We start from the raw sequence: 13,421 nt of genomic DNA on the forward strand, positions 1-13,421 counted from the left end.
GCGCCACCTCACACCCGGAAGCGGCCGACCGTCTCGTTGAGGTCCGACGCCATACGGGCGAGCGAGTCGGCGGTCGCCCGCGACTCCTCGACCGTCTGGCTCGTCGACTCGGCGGCGTCGGCGACCCCGCCGATCGTGCGGGCGATCTCGTCGGCGCCCGCGGCGGCCTCCGAGACGCTCCGGCTGATCTCGCCGGTCGTGGCGGTCTGCTCCTCGACCGCCGAGGCGATCGTCGTCTGGTAGTCGCTGATCCGGTCGGTGATCTGCGAGATCCCCTCGATGGCGGCCACCGCCGCGGACGTCTCCGCCTGGATCGTCTGGATCCGGGCCGCGATGTCCTCGGTCGCCCGGGCCGTCTCCTGGGCGAGGTCCTTCACCTCGGAGGCGACGACCGCGAACCCCTTGCCCGCGTCGCCGGCCCGGGCCGCCTCGATCGTCGCGTTCAGGGCCAGCAGGTTCGTCTGCTCGGCGATCGAGGTGATCACCTTGACGATGTTGCCGATCTCCGACGACGACTCGCCCAGCCGGCCCACGATGCCGGTCGTCTCGCGCGCCGAGGCGACGGCCTCGCCCGCCACGGTCGCCGCGTCGCCGGCGCTCGAGGCGATCTCGCGGATCGCGGCGCCCATCTCCTCGGCGGCGGCCGCGAGGGTCTGCACGTGGTTCGACACCTCCTGGGCGGCGTGGCGCACGGCGCCGGCCCGCTGCGCGGTCTGCGCGGCGCCGCCGGCGAGGGTGTCGCCGAGACCGGCCATGTTCCGCGACGACCCGCCGAGCGCGGCCGCGTTGGTGCTGATCGTCGTGACCGCGGTGAGCATGCTGCCGATCGCCCGGTTCAGCGCCGACGCCATCTTGCCGACCTCGTCGCGCCCGCCGACGTCGGTGGTGCGGGTCAGGTCACCGTCGGCCACCCCCTCCAGCACCCCCGTGACCCGGCGCAGCGGGCCGACGACCGCGCGGGTGACCAGCCACGCCACGCCGAGGCCGAGCAGCAGGCTGACCACCGCGCCGCTGACGACCAGCCAGTTGGTGCTGTCCCGCCGGTCGCGCAGCGCCTTCGCCTCCGCGGCGGCGGCGCCGGCCTGACCGGCCACGAGGGTCTCGAACCGCTTGTTCATGTCGTCGGTCAGCTGCTCCGACTTGTTGTAGCCGTCCCAGAACCCGTTCAGGTCGTTCTTGTCGGCGGCGGGCAGCACCTCGGTGTCGCGGACCTGCATGTACGACGCCCAGTCCTTGCGGAGGCTGTCGAGGCTGGCCGGGTCGGCGGTCTCGCCGGCGTACCGCTCCATCGACGCGGCGATGGAGGCGTCGAGCTGCTGCATCTGCTCCTTGTGCTTCGCCCGCCACTCGGCGTTGGAGATGAAGTACTTCACCGTCGTGTTCAGGTCCGCCAGCACGTCCGCGCGCAGCTGGGCGAGCGTCTGCGTGGGCCGGACCCCGTCGTCGTACACGGTCTGCCCACCCGCCGCCAGCCGGTTCAGCCCCGCGATACCCAACCCGACCACAACCGCGGACGTCACCATGACGATCAGCACCGCACCGAAGATCTTCACACCGACCGGCACGTCACCGATCCGCCCCCGCCCACCTGTGGTCGCGCTCATCCGGACACCCTCCAAAGGGGTTTACCCCACCCATCGGGCGTTTCGCCCCGGATCTGAGCTTCCCGCCCCCTCAGCGTTGCCCGACCTGGCCGAGGAAGCCCGGCAGGTGCGATCATGGCGGGATGCCGCGTCCGCGAAAGGACCATGCCGCGTAGGCGGCCGAAAGACCTCCGTCCGCTGGTTCCCCACTGGACCGAGCGACACGAGGACTGCTCCAGGATCTCCGGACTGTCGGGAAGCGCGCAGGGCGTCATCGCGCGACTTGAACGGTCCTGGTCCTGGCCTCGCGCGACGGCGTATGCGCTTCGTCGCTGGCCGAAGCTCGTCCACCAACCGGGACAGCCGCCGCGCGACGAGACACCGGTGGGATGCGGTGTCCGGGCCTGCTGCCCGGAACCACCGGACGCGCACACGGTGCTCGAAGCTTTGCTGCGCGCGCTGCCGCGGAAAGACGCTCGAAGACTCCGCCGGCGGATGGCCGTCCTCAGCAGGACGCAGAAGGTGATGTGGCCGGACTAGGGCACACGGCACCGGAGGGCCACGCGCACACGGAAGGTACGTCAGTAGCGGAACGTCTGGACGATGGTGCGGAGGCTGCCGGAGAGTTCGGCCAGGCTGCCGGCGGCGCGGTCGGCTTCGGTGAGGCCGGAGGTGGTCAGCTGGACCGAGGTGGACACCTCGCCGATGGTCGAGGCGACCTGGTTGCCGGTGGCCGCGGCCTGCTCGACGCTGCGGCTCATCTCCTCGGTGGTGGCGGACTGCTGCTCGACGGCGGAGGCGATCGTCGTCTGGTACTCGTTGATCTGGCCGATGATGGCGCTGATCTCCTCGATGGCGGAGACGGCGCCGGTGGTGTCGGACTGGATGGCGGCGACGCGGCGGCTGATGTCGTCGGTGGCGCGGGCGGTCTCCTGGGCGAGGTCCTTGACCTCGGAGGCGACGACCGCGAAGCCCTTGCCCGCGTCGCCGGCGCGGGCGGCCTCGATGGTGGCGTTGAGGGCCAGGAGGTTGGTCTGCTCGGCGATCGAGGTGATCACCTTGATGACGTTGCCGATCTCGGCGGAGGAGTCGCCGAGCTTGCTCATGACGGTGTTGGTGGTGCCGGCGACCTCGACGGCGCGGCCGGCGACGGTGACGGCCTGGGTGGCGCTCTGGGCGATCTCGCGGATCGAGGCGCCCATCTCGGTGGCGCCGGCGGCGACGGTGGAGATGGCGCCGGACATCTCGGTGGCGAGGGTCGCGACGGCGGCGGCCTGGCGGGCGCCCGTGGCGGCGCCCTCGGAGCTCGCGCGGCTGGTGGTGGCGAGCTCCTCGGAGGCGCTGGCGAGGACCGCCGAGTGCTCGGCGAGGGTCGCGACGGTGCGGCGCAGGTTGCCGGTCGCGGTCCGCAGGTCGGCGGCCATCCGGCCGACCTCGTCGCGCTGGTCGACGTCGGGGTCCTGGGTGAGGTCGCCGTCGGCGACGGCGCGCAGCACGTGGGAGACGCGGCTGAGCGGCTGCACGATGAGCCGGGCGATGTAGAGCGCGAGCGCGACGGCCAGGGCGAGCGCGACGACGAGCAGGGTGACGACGGTGCGGCGGACCGAGGAGACCGTGTCGCTGAAGTCGCGCCCGGCGACGAGGGCCTGGTCGGCGCGGGTGACCTCCTTGTCGAGGAGGGTCTCGTACGACTTGCGCAGGTCACGGTTCGGCCCGAAGGCGGCGGTCACGGCGGCCGCGCGGTCGGTCGTGAACAGCGTGAACTCGGCCTGGAGGGCGGCGAACCAGGCGTCGGTCGCGGCCTGGATCTCCTCGACGGCCTGACCGGACGGGGCGAGCCGGCGGGCGGTCGCGAGCTGGGCGTCGACGCCGGTCTTTCGGCCGAGGGCCTCGTCGCGGAACTGCGTGTCGCCGCCGAGCAGGTAGCCACGCTCGTCGTTGGCGGCGGTCTTGGCGGTCAGCGCGGCGGAGTGCAGCGCCGCGATGTACGGCGCGGACCTGCCGACCTCGGTGTTGCGTGTGTCGCTCAGACCGGAGATGCCGACCAGGGCGACGATCCCGGTGGCGGCGGTCCCGGCGACCGCCACCGCGGCCACGAACAGGATCTTGGTGTACAGGCGGCGGGAGCCGAGCCAGCGGCGCATGACAGACGTCCTTTCGGATGTTCTGTCCGGCTGAACGACCGACGGCAGGGACACCTGAGGAAAACGGTGCGCGAAGATGTCGCCGTGAACAGTTGGGTGCCGTTCCGCAGGTCGGACACGGCGAGGGTGGTCGACCTCGTGCGCGCCGTCGCGGCCGCCGGCGACCCGGGCGAGCACGGCCAGGGCGTCGAGGTCGTCGTCGAGGCGCCGAGGACCCGATGGTGGCGGGCGCTGTTCAACCGCGACGACACCCTGGCGCAGGCGAGGATCGTGGTGACCAGGGAGGGTGGCGAGGTGCGGCACCCCTTCGACATCCAGCTCGTCACGGCGCACGGCGCGGACGCCGCGCACCGTCTGGGCCGGCGGGCGGGGTGGGCCGTCAGCAACTCCGCCGGCCTGGCGTTCCTCATCCAGAAGGGGCCGGAGCCGGACTACGACGAGCTGGTGACCGGCGCGGTCGAGGCCCTGGCCAAGCTGCGCCGCCAGCCCCGCGACGGAGGCTGGCGGGCGCGCGTGGACCGGACTGTACGGAGAAACTGAGGAGAAGCGGGTGACCTAGAGCGAACCGACGGTCGCCAGCTCCTCGGCGGTCAGGGAGAAGGAGAGCACCGACAGGTTCTGCTCCATCCGGTCCCGGTGCGTCGACTTCGGGATGATGACGATGTCGTGGTGCAGCTGCCACCGGAGCACGACCTGCGGCACCGTCACCCCGTGCGCCTCGGCGATCGCGACCAGCCGCGGGTCGTCCAGCGGCGTGTTCTTCAGCGAGCTGTACCCCTCGACGACCACCCGCCGGTCGCGCATGTCGGCGAGGAAGCGCTCGTCGTGCTCGCCGGGGCTCCACGAGACCTGGTTGACGACCGGGGTCTCGCCGGTCTCCTTGACGAGCTCGTCGATGAGGGCCGCGTCGTAGTTGCTGACCCCGATGGTGCGGGTCAGGCCGGCGTCGCGCAGCTGCTGGAACGCCGCCCACACCGGCACGGACTTGCCCCGCGACGGCGGCCAGTGGATGAGCCAGAGGTCGACGGCGTCGACGCCGAGCGCCTTGAGGCTCGCCTCGATCGTCTGCCGCTCGCGGCCCGCCTGCGACGGCGGGAGCTTCGTGGTGATGAAGACCTCGGAGCGGTCGACGCCGCTGTCGCGCAGCGCCCGGCCGATCTCCTCCTCGTTGCCGTACATGGTCGCGGTGTCGATGTGCCGGTAGCCGACGTCCAGCGCGGTGCGGGTCGACTCGTACGCGGACGCCCCGGTGATCTGCCAGGTGCCGAAGCCGATCGTGGGCAGCTGCACGCCTGGGGCGAGCTCGGCGGTTGGGATCTCGTGTGCCATGGCCCAATACTGCCGCAGCCGGTAGCGTGCGATCATGTCGGACTTTCCAAAGAACTTCCCCATGGGGTTCCAGTTCGGTGTGTCCACCGCCGCGTACCAGATCGAGGGCGCCGCGGAGGAGGACGGCCGCGGGCTGTCCATCTGGGACACGTTCAGCCGCACGCCCGGCACGACCCGCGGTGGCGCCACCGGCGACGTGGCCTGCGACCACTACCACCGGTGGGAGTCCGACCTCGACCTGATCCAGGAGCTGGGTGCGACCGCGTACCGGTTCTCGATCGCGTGGCCGCGCATCCAGCCGACCGGCGACGGTCCCGCCAACGCCGCCGGGATCGCGTTCTACGACCGGCTCGTCGACGGGATGCTCGCCCGCGGCATCGACCCGGTCGCGACCCTGTTCCACTGGGACCTGCCGCAGGCCCTGCAGGACCTCGGCGGGTGGGGCAACCGCGACACCGCGATGCGCTTCGGCGAATACGCGGAGCTCGTCGGCGAGGCCCTCGGCGATCGGGTGAAGTTGTGGGTGACGCTCAACGAGCCGTACATCCACCTCGTGCTCGGGCACGTCCTCGGCGTCCACGCGCCCGGCCAGCAGCTCGGCATGGACCTGCTGCCGGTCATCCACCACCAGCTCCTCGGCCACGGCCTGGCCGTGTCGGCGCTGCGCCGTGTCTCGTCCTCGCCGATCACCCTCGCCAACAACTACTCGCCGGTGTGGCCGAAGAGCGGGTCCGACGACGACCAGGCCGCCGCCATGTTCTACGACCTGGTGCAGAACCGGCTCTTCACCGACCCGGTCCTGCTCGGCGAGTACCCGCCGATCGTCGAGGCCCTCACCACCGCCGACATCGACTCGATCGTCATGGACGGCGACCTGCGGGTCATCTCCCAGCCGATCGACGCGCTGGGCGTCAACTACTACAACCCGAGCCTCATCAGCGCCCCGGTCGAGGGTGAGGACCTCCCGTTCAGCCGCCTCGACATCACCGGCTACCCCACCACCGACTTCGGGTGGCCCGTCGTGCCCTCCGCGCTGAAGGATCTCCTGGTGCAGTTGCGGCAGGTGTACGGCGATCGCCTCCCGCCGATCTGGATCACCGAGAGCGGCTGCTCGTACGCGCCGGTCGACGACCAGTTCCGCATCGACTACCACGCCGGGCACCTCGCCGCCGTCCGCGAGGCCGTCGAGGCGGGCGTCGACGTCCGCGGCTACTGCGCGTGGTCCCTGCTGGACAACTTCGAGTGGGCCGAGGGGTACGACCAGCGCTTCGGCCTCGTCCACGTCGACTTCGAGACGCAGGAGCGGACGCGGCGGGCGTCGTTCGCCTGGTTCCGGGAGGTTTGCACCTCAGCTGCACCCCGCCCGGACTTGCAGGGCGAACCGACCGGATGACATCGTCGATGCGGGGCAATCCGTAGCGTTGCGCAGGTCAGTTGTGCGCAGCGTTGGGAGTCGTCGTCGTGACCGAGCAATACGCCGGAGCCCTCCTCTACCTGGTCCCGGTCGTCGTGGCGGCGATCGTCGCGTTCGTGGTCACCAGGCCGGAGAAGGACGAGCCTGCCGCCACGGACGCGGTCCCGGCGGCGCCCCGCATCCCGGCGCAGCGGGTGTACACGCCCGCGCCGGCGGTTTCGACGTACACCGGCAGCAACCGGCGCATGCAGCCGATGCCGCAGCAGTCGCCGACGCTCCTGCACGCCGCGCTCTCCTCGCACCTGGCCGCCGTGTCCCGCACCGCGACCTCCACCTCCGCGCCGCACGCCGCTCCGTCGATCCGCCCGGCCCGGCTCGTCTCGATCCGCCGCCCGGCCCGCATCCCGCGGCGCCCGCTGCACCAGTGCCCGCACAAGCTGTAGGCCGCCCTACAGGTGCTGCATGCCGGTCTCGACGTCGATGTGGCTCTGCGGTGACAGCCGCAGCTGCGGCCGCTTGCGCGCGCCGACGGCCTGCTTCCGCCGCCCGACCGTCAGATGGAAGTTGACGAGGTACGCCCCGTCCTCCCGCCGCAGCGTGCTCAGCCCGAAGTGCTCCCGCATCTCGCACAGCCGTGGACTGTGGCAGTCGACCCACAGGTGCAGCCCGTTCTCCCCGTGCACGACCGGCGCGACCCGGAACGCGACGGCCTCCCCGGCGAACGCCGTCCCCCAGTCGCCCGCGTTCCGGCACGGCGCCTCGCCCTTCATGACCGAGACGTGCGGCCGCGCCGCCGGCTTGAGCTCCACGCCTTCCTCGACCAGCGCCAGCAGCTCCGCGTGCGCCTCGTCCGGCACGCTCAGCAGGTACCAGCCGGGCTCGTAGACGACCGTGCCCACGAACCGCGGCCCGCCGAGGTAGTCCTCCAGCCGTGCGGACATCGCCGCGCCCTCTCAAGGCCTTCTCGACCGCGTTGATGTCAGGTGTGTACTGGTGGGCACGGTTGGGTTCGAACCAACGACCCCCCGCTTGTAAGGCGGGTGCTCTTCCACTGAGCTACGCGCCCCGAACTGCTGTCACGGCGACGCGAACCCGGGTACCCCAGGATGCTACCTGCCGCGCCTCATCCGCCCCAGTCGGTATCAGGTCTGTATCAGCTCTGCAACGATGCGATCGCCGTGCGCCACCGGTCCTGGTCGCGGGCCTGACCTGGGCCATTGACCTCGGTGAACCTGATGACGCCGGTCGAATCGATGAGAAACGTGCCGCGGTTGGCGAAGCCGGCCTTGTCGTTGAAGACGCCGTACGCCTGGGCGACCGCGCCGTGCGGCCAGAAGTCCGACAGGAGAGGGAAGTCATATCCTTCACGGTCCGCCCACACCTTGTGGCTGTAGGGCGAGTCGACGCTCACCGTGAGCACCTGGACGGCGGGGGACTGGAAGTCGGCGATCCCGTCCCGGACGGAGGCGAGTTCGCCCTGGCAGGTGCCGGTGAAGGCCAGAGGGTAGAAGACCAGGAGCACCGCCTTCTGCCCGCGGAAATCCGACAGGCGGACCTCTTGATTGTTCTGGTCCTTGAGTGCGAAGTCCGGCGCTTCGGCACCGACGTCCAGGGTCATGGCACGAGCATGCCACTTGTCGTACCGGGGGCCTACACTCGCCCGCATGACTGCCGGTCCACGTCTGGGCATCGACTTCGGGACCTCCCACACCGTTGCGCTGCTTGCGTGGCCGGATGGGCGGGTCCGCCCCCTGCTGTTCGACGGTTCGCCGTTGCTGCCGTCCTGCGTCTATGCGCAGCCAGACGGGCAGGTCCTGGTGGGCCGCGATGCGGTGCACGCCGCGCGGGTCGACCCCGCGCGCTTCGAGGCGAGCCCGAAGCGCCGCATCGACGACGGCACGGTGCTGCTCGGCGACCGCGAGTTCACGGTGCCGGCGCTGATCGGGGCGGTCCTGTCGCACGTCACGGCGGAGGCCAAGCGGGTCGCCGGCGGGCAGATCGGCGCGGTGACGATGACGCACCCGGCGGCGTGGGGCGTGTCGCGGCGGCTCGCGCTGGTGGAGGGCGCGACGATCGCGGGGCTGCCGCAGCCGGCGCTCATGCCCGAGCCGGTCGCCGCCGCGCACTACTTCGCGGGTGTCCTGCAGCGCCCGCTCACCGCTGAGCAGGGCCTGCTCGTGTACGACTTCGGCGGCGGCACCTTCGACGCGAGCGTCGTGACCCGGGCGGGCGACGGTTTCGACGTCCGCGCCGTCGACGGCATCGACGACCTGGGCGGCATCGATCTCGACGCGCTGATCGTGGACCACGCGAAGCGCAAGCTGGAGGACCCGCCGGTGTGGGCGCGGCTGGAGAGCCCGCAGACCACCGAGGACCGGCGGCACCGGCGGCTGCTGTGGGACGACGCCCGGGTGGCGAAGGAGATGCTGTCCCGGACCCCGTCGACCGGGCTGCACGTGCCGATCGCGGCCGCGGACGTCGAGATCACCCGCGAGGCGTTCGAGGACCTGGCCCGGCCGATGCTGGAGCAGACGGTCCGCACCACGGCGGCCGTCGTGCGCTGGGCGGGCCTGGACAACAGCAAGCTCGCCGGGCTGTTCCTCGTCGGCGGGTCCAGCCGCATCCCGCTCGTGGCGACGCTGCTGCAGAAGGAGCTCGGCGTCGCGCCGACGATCATCGAGCAGCCCGAGATGGTGGTCGCCGAGGGCAGCCTCCGCGCCTGGGTCAACGTGGGCGTGCAGCCCGGCATGGCGCCGCCGCAGTCCGGGCCTCCGGCCGGGTCCGGTGGGCCTGTGCCCGGCGGGGGGCCGGCGGGTCAGGCGCCCGGCGTCGCGGGTCCTGCCGCGGCGGGTGTCGCGGGTGCCGCAGTGGCCGGCGCGGCTGGCGCTTTTGGTGCGCCGGCGGCCGGCGCCCAGCAGGCGGGACCGGCGGCGGCCCAGGCGGCGGCTGCTCAGGCGGCAGCGGCGCAGCAGGCGGCGGCTCAGCAAGCAGCCCAGCAGGCGGCCGCGCAGCAGGCGGCGGCGCAGTTGGGGAAGGGCGGGCAGGGCGCCGCCGGGTTCCAGCACGGGCAGGGCACGCCGCCCGGTGGGGTCTCGCCGGTCAGCGCGGTGCCGATGAGCGGTCCGCCGGTGAGTGGCCCGCCGATGAGCGCGCCGCCGATGAGCGGGCCTCCGATGAGCGCGCCTCCCGCTGCCAACGCGCCCGTCAGCGCGCCGCCGCCCGTCAGCGGCGGGCCCGGTGGATACCAGGGCGGATACCAGGCGGGTGGCTTCCAGGCCGGCGCGGCGCCGGTCAGCGGCACGCCGGTCAGCCCGGCGTTCGGCGACGCGGAGGCGACGCAGCGGCTCCGCCCGATGGCACCGCCACCCGTCCAGCAGGGGCACCGCGGCGGGCCGCAGGGGTATCAGCAGGGGCACGCTCCCGTGCCGCCGCCGCAGCCGCCGAGGGTCGCGCAGCCGCCGCAGCCGGTCCAGCGCGTCTACGACTCGCCGTCCGCGTCGCGGATGGAATACGCGCCGATGCCGCGGGAGGAGCCGCCGCCCCCGCCGGCGCGGCGCAACGTGGCGATCCCGCTGCTCGTCGGCATCCTGGTGCTGGCGCTCGCACTCGCGGGTTACGTGGTGTACACCGAGGTCGGCGGCAACAAGAAGGACGACGACGTCGCGCAGCAGCCCACGACCTCCGTGACGAGCGGCGGGTCCGTGGCGCCGACGGCGGCCGAGGGGCAGACGCTTCCCCCGTACTCGCAGCAGGACCGGCCGTCGTGGGTGCCCGGCAACTGGAAGCAGTTCCAGGACCGTGGCCTGCACGAGCTGTGGTATTCCCAGGACGAGTCCGAGGGCGGCAGGTGCGACGCGTCCAGCGACGACCTGCACGTCGTGTCGGATCCGCGCGGCCTGACCGGCTGCACGCTGAAGGACACGCTCAACGTCAACATGACCGACGCCGGCATCGAGGCGAAGGTGCACCGCGTGAGCGGCTGCGCGGGAATGTGGGCGAGGGCGGGCCAGGAGGCGTACACGGTGGGCGTCTGCGACGGCGTGATCCGCCTGTATGCCCTGGGCGACGCCGCCCCCAGCCAGAGCAACGAGCTGGCGTCCTGGCCGGTCAAGATGACCAGCGACCCGTACGTCGCCCTGGTCGTCATCGGCTCGGAGATCACCGTCTACGCCAACGGCGTCAAGCTCGGCTCGAAGGTCAACGAATCGATCAAGCGCGGCAAGGTCAACCTCGGCGCCTTCACCCCCAGCGGCGACGCCGCCGACGTCACGTTCTCCGACGTCCGCATCTACCAGCCCCAGTCCAACTCGGGCGGCGGCAACCCGTCCCCGTCCCCGACCCCCTCGAAGTCCTGGTCCAACTCCCCGTCCCCGACCCCGACCTGGAAGCCGACCCAGACCCGCTCCTCAGCCGCCTGACCCCACCGCCGACCTGCCGCACCCTTCGCCTCATGTGGCCGGGCGCCACGCTCACCGCGATGGTGGTTGCTGGACCCCGCACGACCACAAGCCGTGCGGGCTCCGGGCGACCGGTGCCACGCTCCGGATGCCGGACTCCGCGCCCTCTCGCAGATTGAAGGGCGGATCGCTGTCCGTCGGTCATGGTTCCCGGCGGTGGCGAGCGGTCGGTCTGAGGAGGGTGGCATTGCCGGGCAGCGCCAGCGTGGGTGCGAAGTCCGCGGCCCCCGGCTGGTGCGAGCCGACGCGGGGTGTGGGTGAAGCCGGGGGATGGGGCGCGTGTGTCCACGATCGGGGGACAGGGGCGGACTTGTGCGCGATCGTGGTGGCGCGGGGCGGCCGGTGGGGTGGCGCAGTGATCGGATAGCGGATCTGGCTGCCGGGGCGACCGGATCCGCGAGACGATCATGGCGGCGGCGTCGTGGAAGGCCGGGGCGTGGCCACGGTCCAGCGGGGAACGGCACCTCGGCGGATTGAGCGCAGGAGGGAACGGCCCGGGTGCCTGACGAAGGTGGCGGGGCCGGGCTGGGGGTCAGGGCTCGCCTTCAATGGCTCCTTGCGGAGGGGAAGGCGAGCGCACCGACAAGCTAGCGGCGGGACCTCGCGGCGCGCGGCGCGACCAGGCGCGCGGCCGTCCAGTCCTTGCCGGCGTTGACCGTCGAGGTCTGCTGCAACCCGGCGGTGGGAGCCGACTCGTTGATATCGCTCGGCTCGACGTGCCCCGGGCGGCCGGCCTTCGGGGTGAGGAGCCACACCACGCCGTTGTCCGCGAGCGGGCCCAGCGCGTCGATGAGCGTCTCGACCAGGTCGCCGTCGTCGTCGCGCCACCACAGCAGCACAACGTCGACGACCTCGTCGGTCTCCTCGTCAACCAGGTCACCGCACCGGTCGATCAGGACGTCGCGGAGATCCTGGTCGACGTCGTCGTCGTACCCCATCTCCATAACGACCATGCCCGGTTCGACGCCGAACCGGTCCGCCAGGCTCTTCACCTCGGCCTGACCCGCGGTCGCGTTCACTGTCCACTGCCTCCTGTCGCAACACCACTGTTAGCGCGTAGTCCACACAGTACGGGCCGTCAACGCAAGTGGCGCACCGATGCGATCGAAAAACTAAAGGTCCAAACTACCGGGCCAACAGCGATTTCGCTCCCTGGACGATCTGTTCCTCGGAGACGAGGACGTGGTTGGCGGCCGGGCCGAGCGGCACGAACGAGTCGACCGCGGCCACCCGGCGGGCCACGCCGACGTAGCCGGCGTCGACCAGGGCGGCGATGATGCCCTCGCCGACGCCGCCGGAGCGGCGGGTCTCGTCGACGACGAGGACGCGGCCGGTGTCGGAGGCGTGCTTGATGATGTCGCCGACGGGCAGAGGCGACAGCCAGCGCAGGTCGACGACCCGGCAGGCGACGCCCTCCTCGGACAGGCGGGCGGCGGCCCGCAGCGACATCCGGACGCCGTTGCCGAACGTGATGATGGTGAGGTCGTCGTTCGGGCCGCTGTGGTACGCGCGGGCCCGGCCGATCGGCACGTGGATGGCCGACCATTCACTGGGCGGCGCGTACTCCGACAGCCACCAGTTGTCGCTGTCGCCGTGCAGGTCGCGGGTGTGGTACAGGGCGATCGGCTCCAGGAACACACAGACGCTGCCGTCGACGACCGCGCTGGCGAGGCAGGTGCGCAGCATGGGGGCCGCGTCCTCGGCCCTGGCCGGCGCGGCGACCACGAGCCCCGGGATGTCGCGGAGCACCGCGAGGGCGTTGTCGTTGTGGAAGTGCCCGCCGAAGCCGAGCTGGTACGCGAGGCCGGCGACCCGGACGACCATCGGGTTGTGGTAGGCGCCCTGCGAGAAGAACTGCATGGTGGCGGCCTCGCCGCGCAGCTGGTCCTCGGCGTTGTGCAGGTAGGCCAGGTACTGGATCTCGGGCACGGGCAGCATCCCGGCCAGCCCGGCGCCGAGGCCGAGGCCGAGGATGGAGGTCTCGTCGAGGAGGGTGTCGAAGACGCGCGCGCTGCCGAAGCGGTCCCGCAGGCCCTTCGTCACCCCGTAGACGCCGCCCTTGGCCGCCACGTCCTCGCCGAAGACCACCATCTGCGGGTACGCGAGCATCGCGTCGGTCAGGGCGGCGTTGATCGTCTGGGCGAGGGTGAGCGGGCCGGCGCGCTCGGGGAGCTTCCCGTTGAAGGCGGCCGCGCGGGTCGGCGGATGCCCGTTGGCGCGGGTGTCGGCCGGCTCCGGCGACGCTTCCGATGTCTCCGGCACTTCCGAGAGTTCCGATGCGTCCGGCACCTCGGTCGCCGTGAAATCCGAAGGCGACGGCGAATCCGAGGACGACGGCGAATCCGACGGCGATGGCGACGGCGACGGCGACGGCGACGGCGAATCCGAAGACGACGGCGCCGCGGGCGCGTCGGTGTCGGGGGCGCGGTGGGAGTGCGGCGGCTCGTACGCCTCGGAGAACTCCAGGTCGTCGCCGATGTCGCTGCCCGCGTCG

General features: G+C 72.1%; 10 protein-coding genes, 1 tRNA gene and 1 pseudogene. 4 read left to right on the top strand and 8 right to left on the bottom strand.

Going from position 1 to position 13,421, the window contains the following annotated elements:
- Positions 1-8: 8 nt before the first annotated feature.
- Both ABD332_RS32560 and ABD332_RS32565 read right to left on the bottom strand, forming a co-directional pair.
- On the bottom strand, positions 9-1,604 hold the full coding sequence (locus ABD332_RS32560; RefSeq protein ID WP_344506170.1) for a methyl-accepting chemotaxis protein: 1,596 nt from the start codon (positions 1,602-1,604) through the stop codon (positions 9-11).
- A gap of 560 nt (positions 1,605-2,164) precedes the next feature.
- Positions 2,165-3,727: a methyl-accepting chemotaxis protein gene (locus tag ABD332_RS32565; protein ID WP_344506171.1), complete on the bottom strand. Its 1,563-nt coding sequence runs from the start codon at positions 3,725-3,727 to the stop codon at positions 2,165-2,167.
- A gap of 84 nt (positions 3,728-3,811) precedes the next feature.
- Between ABD332_RS32565 and ABD332_RS32570 the strand changes: the two genes are divergently transcribed.
- Positions 3,812-4,267, top strand: coding sequence for a hypothetical protein (locus tag ABD332_RS32570; RefSeq protein ID WP_344506172.1), 456 nt, complete (start codon positions 3,812-3,814; stop codon positions 4,265-4,267).
- 15 nt (positions 4,268-4,282) lie between these two features.
- On the opposite strand, the gene ABD332_RS32575 is transcribed toward ABD332_RS32570, so the two are convergent.
- Positions 4,283-5,056: an aldo/keto reductase gene (locus ABD332_RS32575; RefSeq protein WP_344506173.1), complete on the bottom strand. Its 774-nt coding sequence runs from the start codon at positions 5,054-5,056 to the stop codon at positions 4,283-4,285.
- A 34-nt stretch (positions 5,057-5,090) separates the two neighbouring features.
- Here ABD332_RS32575 and ABD332_RS32580 point away from each other — a divergent pair, with 34 nt between their 5' ends.
- Together ABD332_RS32580 and ABD332_RS32585 are read left to right on the top strand one after the other, a co-directional pair.
- On the top strand, positions 5,091-6,449 hold the full coding sequence (locus ABD332_RS32580) for a GH1 family beta-glucosidase (protein WP_344506174.1): 1,359 nt from the start codon (positions 5,091-5,093) through the stop codon (positions 6,447-6,449).
- 68 nt (positions 6,450-6,517) lie between these two features.
- A complete protein-coding gene (locus ABD332_RS32585; protein WP_344506175.1) occupies positions 6,518-6,913 on the top strand; it encodes a hypothetical protein in 396 nt (131 codons plus the stop codon).
- A gap of 6 nt (positions 6,914-6,919) precedes the next feature.
- Here the strand turns inward: ABD332_RS32585 and ABD332_RS32590 are convergent, their stop codons facing one another.
- From ABD332_RS32590 to ABD332_RS32600, 3 genes are all read right to left on the bottom strand, one after another.
- Positions 6,920-7,411: a hypothetical protein gene (locus tag ABD332_RS32590; RefSeq protein ID WP_344506176.1), complete on the bottom strand. Its 492-nt coding sequence runs from the start codon at positions 7,409-7,411 to the stop codon at positions 6,920-6,922.
- Between the two features lie 50 nt (positions 7,412-7,461).
- Positions 7,462-7,536, bottom strand: a tRNA-Val gene (locus tag ABD332_RS32595).
- Between the two features lie 87 nt (positions 7,537-7,623).
- Positions 7,624-8,088, bottom strand: coding sequence for a peroxiredoxin (locus ABD332_RS32600; RefSeq protein WP_344506177.1), 465 nt, complete (start codon positions 8,086-8,088; stop codon positions 7,624-7,626).
- Between the two features lie 46 nt (positions 8,089-8,134).
- Here ABD332_RS32600 and ABD332_RS32605 point away from each other — a divergent pair, with 46 nt between their 5' ends.
- A complete protein-coding gene (locus ABD332_RS32605) occupies positions 8,135-10,888 on the top strand; it encodes an Hsp70 family protein (RefSeq protein ID WP_344506178.1) in 2,754 nt (917 codons plus the stop codon).
- Positions 10,889-11,514: 626 nt separating this feature from the next.
- On the opposite strand, the gene ABD332_RS32610 is transcribed toward ABD332_RS32605, so the two are convergent.
- Both ABD332_RS32610 and ABD332_RS60160 read right to left on the bottom strand, forming a co-directional pair.
- Positions 11,515-11,946 (bottom strand): DUF3052 domain-containing protein, encoded by a 432-nt coding sequence (locus tag ABD332_RS32610; RefSeq protein ID WP_033362448.1) that lies wholly within the window; start codon positions 11,944-11,946, stop codon positions 11,515-11,517.
- Positions 11,947-12,052: 106 nt separating this feature from the next.
- Positions 12,053-13,123, bottom strand: a pseudogene (locus ABD332_RS60160) (alpha-ketoacid dehydrogenase subunit beta); the annotation flags it as partial.
- Positions 13,124-13,421: the final 298 nt, after the last annotated feature.

This window comes from Dactylosporangium maewongense (genome assembly GCF_039531485.1).
Lineage (GTDB): Bacteria > Actinomycetota > Actinomycetes > Mycobacteriales > Micromonosporaceae > Dactylosporangium > Dactylosporangium maewongense.

What these genes read in the sequence shown, in the direction of transcription:
- ABD332_RS32560 (WP_344506170.1), bottom strand. Translation starts at nt 1,604, where the DNA reads ATGAGCGCGACCACAGGTGGGCGGGGGCGGATCGGTGACGTGCCGGTC.
- ABD332_RS32565 (WP_344506171.1), bottom strand. Translation starts at nt 3,727, where the DNA reads ATGCGCCGCTGGCTCGGCTCCCGCCGCCTGTACACCAAGATCCTGTTC.
- ABD332_RS32575 (WP_344506173.1), bottom strand. Translation starts at nt 5,056, where the DNA reads ATGGCACACGAGATCCCAACCGCCGAGCTCGCCCCAGGCGTGCAGCTG.
- ABD332_RS32580 (WP_344506174.1), top strand. Translation starts at nt 5,091, where the DNA reads ATGTCGGACTTTCCAAAGAACTTCCCCATGGGGTTCCAGTTCGGTGTG.
- ABD332_RS32590 (WP_344506176.1), bottom strand. Translation starts at nt 7,411, where the DNA reads ATGTCCGCACGGCTGGAGGACTACCTCGGCGGGCCGCGGTTCGTGGGC.
- ABD332_RS32600 (WP_344506177.1), bottom strand. Translation starts at nt 8,088, where the DNA reads ATGACCCTGGACGTCGGTGCCGAAGCGCCGGACTTCGCACTCAAGGAC.
- ABD332_RS32605 (WP_344506178.1), top strand. Translation starts at nt 8,135, where the DNA reads ATGACTGCCGGTCCACGTCTGGGCATCGACTTCGGGACCTCCCACACC.